This is a genomic window from Nitrosopumilus sp. b1 (genome assembly GCF_014078545.1).
Lineage (GTDB): Archaea > Thermoproteota > Nitrososphaeria > Nitrososphaerales > Nitrosopumilaceae > PXYB01.
Map to the genome: position 1 here is coordinate 25,764 of NZ_MU078737.1, position 14,666 is coordinate 40,429.

At 32.3% G+C, this 14,666-nt stretch carries 14 protein-coding genes; 6 read left to right on the forward strand and 8 right to left on the reverse strand.

Translation table 11 applies throughout. The annotated features are described in order from the left end of the window. Positions 1 to 9 precede the first annotated feature (9 nt). Positions 10 to 543, reverse strand: a complete 534-nt coding sequence (cobO, locus tag C6988_RS09500; protein WP_182134976.1) for a cob(I)yrinic acid a,c-diamide adenosyltransferase — start codon at positions 541 to 543, stop codon at positions 10 to 12. A gap of 87 nt (positions 544 to 630) precedes the next feature. Here cobO and C6988_RS09505 point away from each other — a divergent pair, with 87 nt between their 5' ends. After that, complete coding sequence (locus C6988_RS09505; protein WP_182134978.1) at positions 631 to 1,986, forward strand: cobyrinate a,c-diamide synthase; 1,356 nt, start codon at positions 631 to 633, stop codon at positions 1,984 to 1,986. Here the strand turns inward: C6988_RS09505 and C6988_RS09510 are convergent. From C6988_RS09510 to C6988_RS09525, 4 genes are read right to left on the reverse strand one after another with little or no spacing between them, the layout of a single operon-like run. Further along, complete coding sequence (locus C6988_RS09510; RefSeq protein ID WP_182134980.1) at positions 1,975 to 2,613, reverse strand: precorrin-8X methylmutase; 639 nt, start codon at positions 2,611 to 2,613, stop codon at positions 1,975 to 1,977. The genes C6988_RS09505 and C6988_RS09510 overlap by 12 nt on opposite strands. Beyond that, positions 2,603 to 3,355 carry a sirohydrochlorin chelatase gene (locus C6988_RS09515; protein WP_182134982.1) on the reverse strand — a complete coding sequence of 251 codons (753 nt, stop codon included), beginning with the start codon at positions 3,353 to 3,355 and terminating at the stop codon, positions 2,603 to 2,605. The genes C6988_RS09510 and C6988_RS09515 overlap by 11 nt, the downstream gene beginning before the upstream one ends. After that, a complete protein-coding gene (locus C6988_RS09520; RefSeq protein ID WP_182134984.1) occupies positions 3,352 to 4,407 on the reverse strand; it encodes a cobalt-precorrin 5A hydrolase in 1,056 nt (351 codons plus the stop codon). Before C6988_RS09520 ends, C6988_RS09515 begins: the two co-directional genes overlap by 4 nt. Before the next feature lie 32 nt (positions 4,408 to 4,439). Further along, positions 4,440 to 5,528: a cobalt-precorrin-5B (C(1))-methyltransferase gene (locus tag C6988_RS09525; protein WP_255464464.1), complete on the reverse strand. Its 1,089-nt coding sequence runs from the start codon at positions 5,526 to 5,528 to the stop codon at positions 4,440 to 4,442. Between the two features lie 111 nt (positions 5,529 to 5,639). Here C6988_RS09525 and C6988_RS09530 point away from each other — a divergent pair, with 111 nt between their 5' ends. After that, positions 5,640 to 6,494 (forward strand): SDR family oxidoreductase, encoded by an 855-nt coding sequence (locus C6988_RS09530; protein WP_182134986.1) that lies wholly within the window; start codon positions 5,640 to 5,642, stop codon positions 6,492 to 6,494. Here C6988_RS09530 and metK read toward each other — a convergent pair. Continuing rightward, a complete protein-coding gene (gene metK, locus C6988_RS09535; RefSeq protein WP_182134988.1) occupies positions 6,471 to 7,637 on the reverse strand; it encodes a methionine adenosyltransferase in 1,167 nt (388 codons plus the stop codon). The genes C6988_RS09530 and metK overlap by 24 nt on opposite strands. A gap of 13 nt (positions 7,638 to 7,650) precedes the next feature. Further along, positions 7,651 to 7,902: a U6 snRNA-associated Sm-like protein LSm6 gene (locus tag C6988_RS09540; protein WP_255464465.1), complete on the reverse strand. Its 252-nt coding sequence runs from the start codon at positions 7,900 to 7,902 to the stop codon at positions 7,651 to 7,653. Between the two features lie 99 nt (positions 7,903 to 8,001). Between C6988_RS09540 and C6988_RS09545 the strand changes: the two genes are divergently transcribed. Both C6988_RS09545 and C6988_RS09550 read left to right on the forward strand, forming a co-directional pair. Further along, positions 8,002 to 8,661, forward strand: a complete 660-nt coding sequence (locus C6988_RS09545) for an ATPase domain-containing protein (protein WP_182134990.1) — start codon at positions 8,002 to 8,004, stop codon at positions 8,659 to 8,661. Between the two features lie 98 nt (positions 8,662 to 8,759). Then, positions 8,760 to 11,513, forward strand: coding sequence for a DEAD/DEAH box helicase (locus C6988_RS09550; protein ID WP_182134992.1), 2,754 nt, complete (start codon positions 8,760 to 8,762; stop codon positions 11,511 to 11,513). Here C6988_RS09550 and C6988_RS09555 read toward each other — a convergent pair. Then, positions 11,510 to 12,907, reverse strand: a complete 1,398-nt coding sequence (locus C6988_RS09555) for a single-stranded DNA-binding protein (RefSeq protein WP_182134994.1) — start codon at positions 12,905 to 12,907, stop codon at positions 11,510 to 11,512. The genes C6988_RS09550 and C6988_RS09555 overlap by 4 nt on opposite strands. A gap of 71 nt (positions 12,908 to 12,978) precedes the next feature. Here C6988_RS09555 and C6988_RS09560 point away from each other — a divergent pair, with 71 nt between their 5' ends. Together C6988_RS09560 and C6988_RS09565 are read left to right on the forward strand one after the other, a co-directional pair. Beyond that, complete coding sequence (locus tag C6988_RS09560) at positions 12,979 to 13,920, forward strand: ABC transporter ATP-binding protein (RefSeq protein WP_182134996.1); 942 nt, start codon at positions 12,979 to 12,981, stop codon at positions 13,918 to 13,920. After that, positions 13,901 to 14,665: an ABC transporter permease gene (locus tag C6988_RS09565; RefSeq protein ID WP_182134998.1), complete on the forward strand. Its 765-nt coding sequence runs from the start codon at positions 13,901 to 13,903 to the stop codon at positions 14,663 to 14,665. Before C6988_RS09560 ends, C6988_RS09565 begins: the two co-directional genes overlap by 20 nt. Position 14,666 lies beyond the last annotated feature (1 nt).

Consider the following 14,666-nt stretch of genomic DNA (forward strand, 5'->3'; position numbering starts at 1 on the left):
TGTTGCTAGTTAGAAATCAATACCCTTCTTTGCTTTTATTCCTAATTGAAAGGGATGTTTTACTTCTTTCATCTCAGTGACTAAATCAGCTACTTCAATTATCTCAGGTTTTGCATAGTTTCCAGTCAAAACTAGATTGACATTATTTGGTTTTGATTTAATTAAATCTAAAATATCGCCAATTTTTACTAAATCTAAATTCACTGCATAATTAATTTCATCAAGAATCACTAAATCATACTTTTTTGATAGAATTTTTTCTTTCGATATTCTAACCGCTTCATTTGCAATTTTTTGATGATCTTCCTTTGGACTTTTATCATCAATTATACCAACAAAACCCTTTCCTATTGCAGTCATCTCAAATTCTGGTTCGAGTCTTTTTGATGAACTCATCTCCCCATAATGCCATGAACCCTTGATAAACTGAATCATGCAAACTTTATGATTATAACCTATTGCACGTAGTGCCATACCTAATGCTGCAGTAGTTTTTCCTTTTCCTTTACCTGTATAGACTATAACTAAACCTTTACTAGTCATATTTTCTAAATCATCACAGCTAACTAATAAGATTGGCAAAAATCAAGATTATTATTAATTTAAATTCAAACGATTCTATTAAACAAAATGAAAATACCTAGACTGATAGTATCTGGTGCAACAAGTGGAGTTGGAAAAACATCTATCACTTGTGGAATTATTTTTGGATTAAAAAAACAAGGATATTCAATTCAGCCATTTAAGGTAGGACCTGATTATATCGATCCAAGTTATTTATCATCAGTTGCAAAAAACAACACTCGAAATCTCGATGTATGGATAATGGGTAAGGAGGAACTTGTAAAAAGCTTTGTAAGTCATTCAAAATCTGACATTTCAATCATAGAGGGAGTAATGGGATATTATGATGGATTCTCAGGAGCCTCTAATTATTCTAGCACTCATCATGTAGCAACCATACTTGATACACCAGTCATCTTAGTTTTAGATGCTAGCAAAACTGCACGATCGCTAGGAGCAATTGCATTAGGATACAAAAAATTTCATAAAAATTCTCATATCGTTGGAATAATTCTCAATAAAATTGCTAGCAAAAAGCATGAAAATCTATGCAGGCAATCACTTGAGTCACTAAAGATCCCAATTATTGGAATTATCCCAAAAGATGAAAAACTATCTTTACCATCAAGACATTTAGGCTTAATTCCTACAAAGGAAGATAAAACTATACGATCTAAGATAATCACAATTGCTAAGGAGATTTCTTCCTATATTGACATTCAAAAATTAATTAATATCTCTAAAAATACTTCTCATATTCCAGTCACAAGAACTCCCAAAAACAAAAAAGAAAAAATCAGCATCGCAGTAGCCCTTGATGATTCCTTTAATTTCTACTATCAAGATAATCTTGATGCATTACGTCGTGAAGGTGTTCGACTAAAATTTTTCAGTCCAACTTCCGATACAAAATTACCTAAGTGTGATGGAATATACATTGGTGGTGGATTTCCTGAAGTTTTAGGAGATAAATTATCAAAAAACTACCAAATTAAAAAACTAATTAAAAAAGCCGCAGTTGATGAAATCCCAATTTATGCAGAATGTGGAGGATTGATGTATCTTACAAATTCAATTTCCTATGGCAATAAAAAATTCAAAATGATAGGAGTTTTTGATGCAGAAACCATTATGACAAAAAAAATGAAATTAAATTATACAAAGGGCAAAATCACCTCAAATTGCTTGATTGGCCCAAAAAACTCTATCTTTCAAGGACACGAATTTCATTATTCTGAGATTGATTCGTTATCTTCTGATAGCAAATTTGCTTATTCCCTATCAATAGGTGATGGAATAAAGAACAAAAAAGATGGCCTAGTAAATTATAACACATTAGCATCTTATGGCCATTTGTTTTTTGATAGTTCATCCTTTGCACAAAATTTTGTAAATATCAGTTTAGCTTATTCAAAGCGATGAACTTTCTCTAATCAATTTGTATAATGCATTAATTATTGCTGATGCAGACGGACTTCCACCTTTTCTACCTATATTAGAAATAAACGGAACGTCAAGTTTTTGTAATTCTTCTTTTGATTCTGCTGCCGAAATAAAGCCCACTGGCATGCCAATAATTAATGCTGGACTGATGATCCTTTCTTTTAGCATTTTTATGACTTCTAATAGCGCAGTTGGAGCATTTCCTACAACTATTACCCCTCCTTGCATGCTATCCTTGGATAACCTCATGGATAGTTGTGATCTCGTCAAATTTTCCTCCTTGGCTTTTTTAACTACCTCTTGATCTGAAATTTTACATACAATATTATTTCCAAAATCTTTTAGATTTTGTTTATTGAATAATCCTGAAACCCCATTTACATCGACAACAATGTCACAACCATTTTCAAGTGCATTCATACCACTTTTAATTGCATTTTTATGAAACACAATTGCATTTTTTTTAGCAAAATCAAAATCTGCAGTTGAATGAATTACTCTTCTCACTATAGGCCATTCCATTTTATCATAATCATGTTTTCCTATCTCTGATTCGATCATTTCCATACTTGCATCTTCTATGGATTGACCTTTTCTAGTCTGCATCTTCGACCTCTTTGGCTCTTTCTATTATCAAGTCTATCATTTTTTGATCTGTTCCTATATGCTTTGTTACAAACACTTTTTTGAGTTTTGAATTTTTTAGTGCAGGATTTAGATCCTCGTAAATATCTCTTTTAACATGAGCGCCTTCATGCAGAAAATAAAAAACTATAATCAAAATTTTTGGATTATTTTCTTCAGCATTCTTTATTCCGTGAGGAATATCAGGCTGCTCTATCTCTAAGAAACAATGATTTACGTTTCTATATGTTGATTTAAGACCATCTATGACATATTTTATAGAAATCTGTGCATTTGGATCTTTACTTCCATGACCAATAATCAAAACATCAACATCACTTTTTGGTAGTGAAACTGAATTTTCTTTCATAGTGGTGGATATTCTATTATCAACCAAATCAATCATGGTCTTGTGCATTGTCATTGGTTTAGTTACAAGAAATTTTACCTCTGTGTTTGCCTGAAATTTCATGGCATCAGTTACAGCCGCTTTAACTTTTTTACCTGGGTACAAGAAATATGGGACTAGAGTTAATGTATCCATTTCATTTTTTAATGATTTTTCTATTCCTTCTTTGATAAATGGTGGTAAAACCTCTAAAAAGCAATAGTCTACATGGCTGTAACTTCCCTTTTCTTTAACTTTTTTACAAATAACTTCTAGTTCTTCTTTTGCTTCTTTCTCTCTACTTCCTCTATCAATTAGCAATAAACCACGTTTCATTTTTCAATTCTCGCAATTGCAATTGTAAGATTAGGTGGGAATTTTTGCTTTTCTACAACTAATTTTCCCTGTGAAACTTTGATTGCTGATGCTTCTGATACACTTGGCGTTCCTTCAAATGTATTAACTATCGAAGATGGATTTGGTATGGTGATATCGGCAAGCTCCTCTTTTGGAACATATACCAGTGGAACATTCATTTCATTTGATATGTCTATCAAACCTTGAACATCTTCTTTCTTTTTTATTGAAGTGAATTTTGTAATGCTCTTTTTACTCAAATTAAATTTCTCAAGACAGAACTCCAATCCTTCTTTAATGGTTTCTTTTGAAGTATCCCAATGAAGACCCACTCCTACTACCAAAGTTTTTGGTCTATACACAACTGATTTATCGAGCAGCTCTTTTTTGATTTTTTTATCAGAAATTATTAAATACGCTTTTGCATTAGATTTTTCTAATTCCTCTAAGGATGAACATATTACTATGTTCTTTGGAAATTCTTTTTTCCACCAATCTCTTTCTCCCGCATCTTGATACAGGCCAATTTTTTCCTCATTTACCATGAATGCACTAATCTTTGTTACATTAGAGTCATCATCAATAATCCATCCAAATTCTTTTCCTACTAGATCTACTGCGATGGTTTTGTTAACATCTGCAGCAGTTGTTATAACTGGCATTGCGCCAATCTTTCTTGCTATGTCCTCTGTAAGCTTGTTTGCGCCGCCAATATGACCAGAAAGAGTGCTGATTACGAAATTAGATTGATCATCTATTACAATTACCGCAGGATCAGTTTTTTTATCTTTCAGATGTGGGGCTATTAACCTAATTACTGCGCCTAAAGAAAATAAGCAAATAATGGCTTCATTGTTTTTGAATAATTGTTCTATCTTCTCTGTTGTCGATTCTTGAAACCAATTTATTTTTGGATTACTGTCTGAGAATTTAGAAGGAGCATATGCCTCCCAATCAGGGAAGACTTCTTTTAATTTTAATGAAGTTTCAATTCCATTTTTTGTAATAGCAATAATTGAAATTTTTTCCACAATCAGGATCGTTTTGTATTGAATAAAATACCTTACTGCCCAGAATATCTTTCTAGAACTATTCCATCAAAATCAAACAAAATTATCTCAATGGGAACTTTGTTTTCAGAATGTTTTCTCATTTGTAAGTAAACCTCTTTGCATAGCAACTTGAAAAAATCTGAATTTTTAGATTCTTTCACTATCTCAAGTACATGTCTTGCAGTGTTTGCTTCTTTTACTCTCTCTACAATTGTATTATCAGATCCTGCTTTTTTTACCAAATCAGCTAAAAACTGCATATCTACTTTAGAGCCTTTAACATGTGTTTGTTTTACACCCATTGCCATTTTTGCTAATTTTCCAATAAATCCTACGACAAATGCTTTTTCAATATTTTTTTTTGCACACTGTTGAATAGTATATCCAGAAAAATCTCCCATTTGAACAAAACAATGTTCTGGCAGATCTACAATATTTTTTGCAAAGGTTTCACTACGTCCTCCTGTGGTGAGCACCACAATCTTATCTCCCATTGCAAGAGAGACATCAAGATTTTGTCTTATTGATGCAGCATATGATGCTGTAGAAAATGGAATCACTATGCCACTAGTTCCCAGAATAGATATTCCGCCCACTATACCAAGACGCGGGTTATCTGTTTTTACAGCAAGCTCTTTTCCTTTAGGAACTGAAATAGTTACAATGACTCCTTTTTCTTCCAACAATTCTTTTCCTACACGCATTAAATTATCAATAATCATTTTTTTTGGAACTGGATTAATTGCCGGTTTGTTAATCTCTAATCCTAAACCTGGTTTAGTTACTATCCCAACTCCATTTCCGCCATTGATTTTAATTTGCCCAATTTGATCTGTAAGTTTTACTTCAACAACAATTTCAGCACCATGTGTGACATCGGGATCATCCCCGCCATCTTTAATCACTGAACATTTAGCCGAGTTTACCTCAAATTTACAGGAATGGATCTTAATTCTTATTGAATTACCTTTTGGTAATTCTACTTCAACAAGCTCTATCTCCTTTTGATTAATAATTGATAACACTGAAGCCATGGCTGCTGCCGTGGAACATGTCCCAGTAGTAAAACCCGTACGTAATTTTTTATTTTCTTCTGTCACATTTTTGTTATGAATATTTAGTATTAATTCTTCCCGGTAGTAATTTTGTAACTAGAACAATTTTGGAATAATTCCAAAAATTTAACAAACAGGCATTAATGATACGATATAATGAAAATTGCAATTACTGGTGCTACAGGATTTGTTGCCAAAAATTTAAGAAAATTTCTCTCCAAGCAAAATATTCCGGTAGTGGCCATAGGAAGAAAAAACTTCCCAACTTACAAAAACGAAATTAAAATAGTCACAAAAAACTACTCAGAGGATCTTTCTTCAAAACTAATCAACTGCTCATGTATGATTCATCTAGTAGGTGTTGGGAAGCAAACCTTTGATAATAATTTTTATGAGATAAACTATCTTCTTACTAAAAAAATCTTACAAATATCTAAAAAATCAAAAATTAAAAAAATTATTTTTAATAGTGGATTAGGAGCATCAAAAAACTCAACCACAGATTATTTTATCTCAAAATATCTTGCAGAAAAAGAAATTATCAAGTCGGGTTTAGACTATACCATTTTTCGACCCTCATACATTATTGGAACCAGCGATCATTTATCACAAAATCTCAAAAAACAAATTCATCGTGGAACGATAATAATCCCAGGATCTGGAAATTTTCCTTTACAGCCTATTTCAATTAATGATGTAATCAAAATATTATTCCATGCAGCAGCCTCCAAAAAATATTCTAATAAGATTTTAGATTTAGTTGGAACTGAAATTATATCTTATGAAAAATTTGTTAAATTATTTACAGCCTCAAAAAAACCTATTATTAAAAAAACTAACATTGAAATTGCTTATCGTGATGCAATAAGAAATCCCACTAGTCAATATGGTGTAGATGATCTTCACATTCTGGTGGGAAATTTCATTGGTAGTTCAAAAAAATTAAAACAGATATCCAATTTAGAATTTGAAAATTTTAGGAATATTTTAAAGTCCAGCAGCCTTTCTTAGTACATCTGCTTTATCTGCTTTCTCCCATGCAAACTCAGGTTCATTCCTGCCAAAATGACCATAAGCAGCTGATTTTTTGTAAATGGGTCTTTTTAGATTTAGCTGAGTGATAATGGCAGATGGTCTCATATCAAAATGCTTTCTTGAAATACTTTCAATGTCTTCCTCTGGAATTTTATTTGTTCCAAATGTATTTACCATTAACGAAACCGGATCAGCCACCCCTATTGCATAGGCAACCTGAACTTCGCATCTATCAGCAAGACCTGCAGCTACAATATTTTTTGCAATATATCTACACATGTAACATGCGGATCTATCTACTTTTGATGGATCTTTTCCTGAAAAAGCACCACCACCATGTCTTCCATATCCACCATATGTATCGACAATAATTTTTCTACCCGTAAGACCGGCATCACCATGAGGACCACCTATTTCGAATTTCCCAGTAGGATTTACATGAATTTTAATCTGATCATTCCACCATTCATTACAAACTGGTTTTATTACTTTGTTAATTATTGATTTAGTTATTTCATCGTTTGAAATGTTTGGAGCATGTTGAGTAGAAACTACAATTGTTTCAATTCTTTTTGGTTTATCATCTTCATACCTTACAGAAACTTGAGACTTGCCGTCTGGCCTTACCCATGGAAGTTCTTTTGACTTTCTTACTTCTGATAATTTTTTTGTTAATTTATGAGCTATAAGTATAGGTAAAGGCATTAGTTCTTCTGTTTCATTTGATGCATAACCAAACATCAAGCCTTGATCTCCTGCACCTTGATCTTTGTCTGCGGTAGCTGTAACTCCTTGACTAATGTCAGGACTTTGTGAATGTAATCGAAGCATTACTTCACAGGAATCTGCATCAAAAAGTAAATCTGGATCATCATATCCAATTTCTTTTATTGTATTTCTTACGAGTTTTTCTTGCTCAATTTTATCAAAATTTGCTTTTGATGTCACCTCACCTGCAACTGCAACAAACCCTGTAGTTGTCATGGTTTCAACTGCTACTCGTGAATCAGGATCCTGTCTTAGGTATTCATCGAGAATGGCATCTGAAATTTGGTCACAAATTTTGTCGGGATGACCCTCAGTCACCGATTCAGAAGTAAACAGAAAATTTTTAGTCATAATAAACTCCTAACTAGAGTTCATTTTCTAATTTGATAAATAAGACATTGTTACCTCTAACGATAACTCTACCGTAATTAGCAATCACTTTGTCTTCGTGGAGCTCTTCTGCATCAGTCATAATCAAATTCATGTATGAATCAACATTATCCATTTTTCCTTTATACTCTACTTCATTTTTCAGTCTAACCGTGACTTTCTTTTTAGTACTTTTTTGTAGCGTTGTTAGTGGTCTTTTTGCACTTGTTTGAGACAGATTATTCACTTGTTTTGCATACGATGTTATCCAGAATAAAAGCCTTGCCTCTTATGATATTGAAATGAGATTCCTTTAATTTTCATCAAATCATCAAATAATAAGACAATGATTAGTACAGGATTGAAAAAATTGGATGAGATTTTAGGTGGAGGTATCAAAAATGGTAACATCATCGATATTTATGGTGAAAGCAGTACTGGCAAGACTCAGCTAGCACTTCAGATAATAATTAATTTTCTGAGTAGTAATGAAAAAATTTTATTTTTAGATACAACTGGTGAATTTAGACCAGAGAGATTATTAGAAATTATGAATTTACAAAAAATAAATGTTAAACTCCTAGACAATATCATGGTATCTAGAATTACAAACACCAGCGAGCAAGTAAATTATTTTAAGAATATACCAACATCAAATTTTGGTTTAATCGTCATTGATAACATCAGTGAATTATTCTCATTTGAATACTCAAAGGATGAACAATCTCTTCAAAAAACGATCTTTTTTATGAATTTCATGCATGAACTATCTATTCTAGCATTAGAAAAAAAAATTCCTATAATTGTAATAAATACAGTGCGGCATAACATAGACAAAAATATTGAAAATCTTTCAAGAGCAATAAGCTTCTTTACTCATGTAAAAATTCGCCTCTCAAAATCAAACTCTAAACACATTGGATATGTAGAAGGCATCTCAAATTCTGATAGTTTTTCATTTTCAATTTCAGCAAATGGATTAGAAGAAACACATCAATCTATTTAACCCTGTAAATTATCATAAATTTATGGCAGGAATTTTTGATTCTATTCCTATAGTTACAGTGATATTGTTTGCCCTTGGCCTAGTTGGCGTGATGGTATATGAAAGAGCTAGAACAAGACAAACAGAAGAATCAACTACCTGATAACGAAATTCTTTCTACATTCAAAGAATTAGGGTTTACTGAGCTCACAGAAATCCAAAAAAAAGCAACACCAATAATTTTTCAAAAAAAAGATTCATTAGTTATTGCACCCACAGGTTCTGGTAAAACTGAGTGTTCTGTAATACCAATTTTTCAACATGTAAAAAATACTAAGACGTTAGGGAAAATTAAAGCTCTATATGTTACACCATTACGAGCATTAAACCGTGATGTATTTAGAAGAATTACTAGATATGCAGAGTTTAATCAATTAAGTCTAGAAATACGTCATGGGGATACAACACAAACTGCTCGAAGAAAAATAACTAATAATCCACCTGATGTTTTAATTACAACTCCGGAAACCTTGGTAATTCTGTTAACTCAGAAAAAAATGTTAGACGCTTTATCAGCATTAGAATGGATAGTTATTGATGAGGTACATGAATTACTTTCTAGTGAAAGAGGAACTCAACTTTCTCTTAGCTTAGAGCGTTTACAATTTAATTCATCTAAAGAGATTACTAGAATAGGACTTTCTGCTACGGTTGGTAATATAGAAGATGCAGCCAAATTTGTTGTTGGAACAAAAAGAAAATATAAAATAATTCAAGACTCATCTGTTCGAAAATATGATGTAGAAGTAAACTATATTGAAGGCACTATATCTGATGTTGCAACTTTTATCATCGACTATGTTACTAAATTAGATCTAAAATCTCCAGTTCTCTTATTTACAAACACTAGAGGTGAGGCAGAGTTTCTTGCTTCTATTCTAAAAGAAAAATCTTCTATAAACATTGAGCTTCATCACGGCTCCTTATCAAAAAATGTGCGTGAAGAAACTGAATTATCACTAAGGGATGGAAAGTCCGGAATTGTTGTATGTACATCATCATTGGAATTAGGACTAGATATTGGTTCAATAGAATTGGTAATTCATTATGGATCTCCAAGACAAGTTTCCAAATTAGTCCAAAGAATAGGACGCAGTAAACATAACAGGAGTTCTTCAGCAAAAGGTATGATAATTACGAATAATCCTGATGATGAGTTTGAGGCAACTGCAATTCTTGATAGAATAAAAGATCAATCCATAGAGGAGCAAAAAATTCATGATGGTTCATTGGATGTTTTAGCTCATCATCTTGTGGGATTAAGCATGCAAATTGGAGAGGTGAGTATTGAAGATGCATTTAGTTTACTTACAAATGCATACCCATACAGAAATCTGACTCTCGAGGATTTAACTAATGTCATTGAACTTTTAGATTCTAATTTTTTGTTATTTTTTAATAGAGAAAAAATGACTTTTATTAAAAAAGGAAAATCATTCAGATATTACTTTGAAAATTTGTCCACCATTCCAGATATACTAAAATTCAAAGTTTTTGATTCAATAGGTAAAAAAATTATTGGAACCCTAGATCAAAGATTTGTAGGGGATTTTGGCGAATCAGGAAATGTATTTGTTTTACGTGGTTCTCAGTGGAGAATTCTTAACGTTGATGAAAAAGGATTATCTGTAAATGTTGAACCTTTTCGTTCAGGTGGTGTGACTGTACCATATTGGGAAGGTGAAAACATTCCAATTGATTATAGTACGGCAAAAAAGGTTGGGAATTTTAGAACTAAAGTAAAACACGGTACCTTGTCTTTACTAAATAATGAAATCTCAAAACTAAATTATGATTTAGTTCCTAATGAAGAAAACATTGTTGTTGAATCTGTTAAAACCCAAGGTGCAATTGTAATACATGCATGTTTTGGAACAAAAATTAATTCCACATTAGCTACATTACTTTCTTCAATGTTGTCATCACTGTTAGGCTATGTTGTAGAATCAAGATCCGATGCATATAGAATAGCTTTAACATCTCGTTCAAGAATAAATGAAGAAATGTTTAGAAATGTTATCACTGATCACTATGATCTTCATTCAATTGTTACTGCTTCATTATCTGGTACTCACAATGTAAATTGGAGAACATGGTGTGTAGCTAAGAAATTCGGTGTTGTGGGTAGAGAGGCCATTTATGATAGAAAGTCTGCTAGGTTCTTATATGAAAGATATTCCAAAACCCCATTAGTAAAAGAGGCATTACGAGAATTATATCATGACAAGTACGATTTACCAGGTACAGAAAAAATACTTCAAAAAATAGTAGACAAAGAAATTCAACTACATTGGTATGAATTAGATAAATTTTCTAAACTATCTGAGCCAATTTTAGATCATACTTCAAAATATTATTCATCCCCTGCAAATATCGATAAAGGTGTTATTGACCTAGTGAAAAAACGTCTTTTTAAGACAAAACATAGGCTAGTATGCGCACGATGTGGGAAATGGGAAAGAATTGTAGAAACAAATGAAGTTGAAACTATTCGTTCATGTCCATATTGTAAAGGTAAACAAATTTCTGCAACATTTTACTCAGATTACGATCTACCAAAAATTATTCGAAAAAAAGCAACTGGAAAAAAACTCACCAAAGATGAATTACATAAATACACTCGCGCATGGAAAACTTCTTCGTTATTGGCAAATTTTGGAAAAACAGCTTTGATTGTACTTTCTGGATATGGAATTGGTGTTGATACTGCAGCCAGAATCTTACGTAATATGGTTGATGATGAAATTCTCTATAAACAAATCTATGAAGCTGAAAGACAATATGTAATGAATAGAGGATTTTGGGACTCTTAATTTTTTTTGTTAATTGTTGAAAATGCTGAAAGTGTAAGTTCGATTCTTCCTTCTAACCCGGCTTTTGCATTAACTCCGGTAATTGAAATTATTTCACCGATACTACATTTGTCAATAAGTCTTGCTTGATTTCTCCATCCTTTTACCCAAATTTGTCCACTGTCATCTTCAACAAACATTTCTCCTAGTAGAACCATTTCTCCTGTTTTTGTCTGAATCTCACGTCTTTCGGGAATTTTTAAAACAATTGCCTCTATGCAGTATGATTCTCCAACTTTAACATCTGAAATTTTTGTCCTCGTCTTTTCTCTGGTTGGAATTGAAGGATCATCATCCACTCTTCTAACAAATGAATCGTTATCAACTGTTATTGCATTACCAAATAACTTTGAAGGCATACATTCAATCATATCTCCTTCAGAGAATTGGTTTAGATTTTCTGAAAAATCAGTAATGTTGAATAGATTTTTTCCTTTATCCACACCAATTACCATCTTATTTCCTGATTCGTTGGTTGTTATTGAAATAATTCTAGCAACAATTGGCTTTATCTCAGAAGTTCCTTCAATATCCATGATTGTGGATTCGTTTCCATGAATTTCTAATCCCTGAGTTCCAGTTTTTACCTTTGTACCCAATAATCGTACTTTAGTATTGGGAGCAACAACTTTTGGAATATCCTCATCATTCTTGCCCCAAAGAACAATTCTTGTCGAATTACCATCTTTTCCTTTCAATCTCAATCTAAGCGCACTCCCAGGTTGCCCTCTTGAATTTGTAAACTGCATTGAAGTAATAGGGCCATCCAACAAACCAGAAACTACTAGATCCTTTTGTCCCTCTTGAATTTCACTGACATCTTTTGTTATTGATTCAATAGATGGAATGGAACTATCTTCGTTTGTTGATTCTATACTAGAACCTGAGCCTACATTAATTGTGGGTAATCCATTAAAATCTGACTTTACATACGCTTTGATTATCTTGATCAGATCTCCTGGCTTTAATTGATTAATTACAGGAAGCTTTGCCTTTTCATCCCATAACTTTACACTTGCAGTTGAATCTCCATCATAAACCGTCATAGTTCGTAGAAAGAATGGAGAACCATCTTTTCTTGAATATTGTTTTGCTGGTGACATGCTTAACACTCTTGTTTGTAACGAAATTTCTTTCGCTCCTACGTAAAGATCTTTTAAATTCATTTCCGTTTTTGCTGGTTCTGATAACGTAATCCCATAATCCGAGGCAATTAAAAACAAGGCACCTTGGTCTGTCAAATAACCTGCGCCGATCTTTTCTTTTTTCTGTTTAATCATTTCTTCAACATCTGTTTTGGAAAGATCAGGTTTTTGCTCCAATAACTTTTCAATTAAACTTTCAAATTCTGACAATCATCAGGTGATATTTTCTCGTACTATAAAAATTTCATTAACTACATTAGTAAGAAGATCGCAGTTTGAGCATGTTCAGTATTGAAGCAAAATCACTTTCTAAATCTTATAATTCTGTATCTGCTGTTGATGGTATTGACATTAATGTTGATTCGGGACAAATTTTTGGTTTTTTGGGTCCAAATGGTGCAGGAAAATCTACTACAATAAAGTTACTTACCACTTTAATTCCTCCGACTGAAGGAAGCTTACAAATCCTTGGCATAGATGCCATAAAGAATCCATTGGAAGTCCGACAAAAAATTGGTGTTGTTTTACAGGAACCAAGCTATGAGCCTAATTTGACCGTAGAAAAATCCATTGAAAAGTATGGAATGATGTGGAATGTTCCTAAAGAAATTAGAAAAATTCGAACAAATGAACTAATCTCTTATTTTGAACTAGAAGAAATCAGGCATAAAAAAAATGAAGATCTGTCCATAGGACAAAGACGTAGAGTTCAGTTAGCAAGAGAATTCATCCATGATATGGAGTTGTTGTTTTTGGATGAACCTACAGTTGGGTTAGATCCATATGCACGAAGAAATCTATTAAATTTCTTGAAAAAAAAGGCATCTGAAGGGCTAACTATATTTTACACCACCCATGTTTTAACCGAAGCTGAATACCTTTGTGATAATATCGCAATAATAAACAAAGGAAAAATTATGACAATTGATTCTCCTGATGATTTAAAGAAAAAATTTGGTAATCAAAAAACAATTAAAATACAAATTTCGTCAATTAAAAAAGAATTACCTTCACTATTTTCAAATATACAAGAATGTAAAATTGAATTTAATTCTGGCTCAACCATCACTATCCATTCTGACAAACCTGAACTACTCTTGATGAAAACTCTTCAAATTCTTAATGAAAATAATATAGACATTGAGAATTTATCTGCAATACCTACTAGCTTGGAAGACATATTCTTGAAAATGGTAAATAATCATGACTCATCCAATAATTAGACTAGTTAATAGAAATCTCACGATTTCTATAAACCCTGGATTCCTAATCTGGCAAGTAGTTTTCCCATTGATCTATATTTTCATTGCAGGTTTTGCGTACACATCATTAATTGATACAGTACCTTTTGAAAACAAAAATCTTGATTATCCGTCATTTCTTGCTACGGGAATGATTGGTTTTAACATTATGAATAGCACACTAGTTTCTGGAATAATTATCTGGAATGATCGACGTCATGGTATGTTTGAACAAATCATGTCAGGACCTTTTACTAGAGTTCACTATATTTTGAGCAATGTTATAACAATTGGAATTGTTGGCATGATAAGTGCCACATTAATAGCTCTTGTTGGTTTTCCAATTTTTTTTCAATCCATTGATTTTAATTTTATTACAATTCCAATTCTAATCTTTGCTGCAATAACTGGTTCTGTTTTGTTTGGTTCTATAGCATCAATTATTTCTACTAGGCTTCGCTCAAGTGAGGGATTTAATGTAATAATTAATACTGTGTTTTTATTTTTTGCATTTGTAAGTACCGCATTTTATCCTGCTTCAGGTGCCCCGCCAATTCTAGCCGCAGCATTTTACATTAATCCATTAACTTATCTTGTTGATATTATAAGGGCTGGAATATTTGGTTCAATCACAAGTTTTGTACTTGTTGAAATGGGAATATTGGTAACTCTAGCAAGTATATTATTTGTCATTGCAACACGACAACTAACAAAATTAGATTTTTGAA

Excerpts from the sequence above, each read along its gene's own strand:
- cobO (WP_182134976.1), bottom strand. The coding sequence starts at position 543 with ATGACTAGTAAAGGTTTAGTTATAGTCTATACAGGTAAAGGAAAAGGA.
- C6988_RS09505 (WP_182134978.1), top strand. The coding sequence starts at position 631 with ATGAAAATACCTAGACTGATAGTATCTGGTGCAACAAGTGGAGTTGGA.
- C6988_RS09510 (WP_182134980.1), bottom strand. The coding sequence starts at position 2,613 with ATGCAGACTAGAAAAGGTCAATCCATAGAAGATGCAAGTATGGAAATG.
- C6988_RS09515 (WP_182134982.1), bottom strand. The coding sequence starts at position 3,355 with ATGAAACGTGGTTTATTGCTAATTGATAGAGGAAGTAGAGAGAAAGAA.
- C6988_RS09530 (WP_182134986.1), top strand. The coding sequence starts at position 5,640 with ATGAAAATTGCAATTACTGGTGCTACAGGATTTGTTGCCAAAAATTTA.
- metK (WP_182134988.1), bottom strand. The coding sequence starts at position 7,637 with ATGACTAAAAATTTTCTGTTTACTTCTGAATCGGTGACTGAGGGTCAT.
- C6988_RS09545 (WP_182134990.1), top strand. The coding sequence starts at position 8,002 with ATGATTAGTACAGGATTGAAAAAATTGGATGAGATTTTAGGTGGAGGT.
- C6988_RS09550 (WP_182134992.1), top strand. The coding sequence starts at position 8,760 with ATGAAAGAGCTAGAACAAGACAAACAGAAGAATCAACTACCTGATAAC.
- C6988_RS09560 (WP_182134996.1), top strand. The coding sequence starts at position 12,979 with ATGTTCAGTATTGAAGCAAAATCACTTTCTAAATCTTATAATTCTGTA.
- C6988_RS09565 (WP_182134998.1), top strand. The coding sequence starts at position 13,901 with ATGACTCATCCAATAATTAGACTAGTTAATAGAAATCTCACGATTTCT.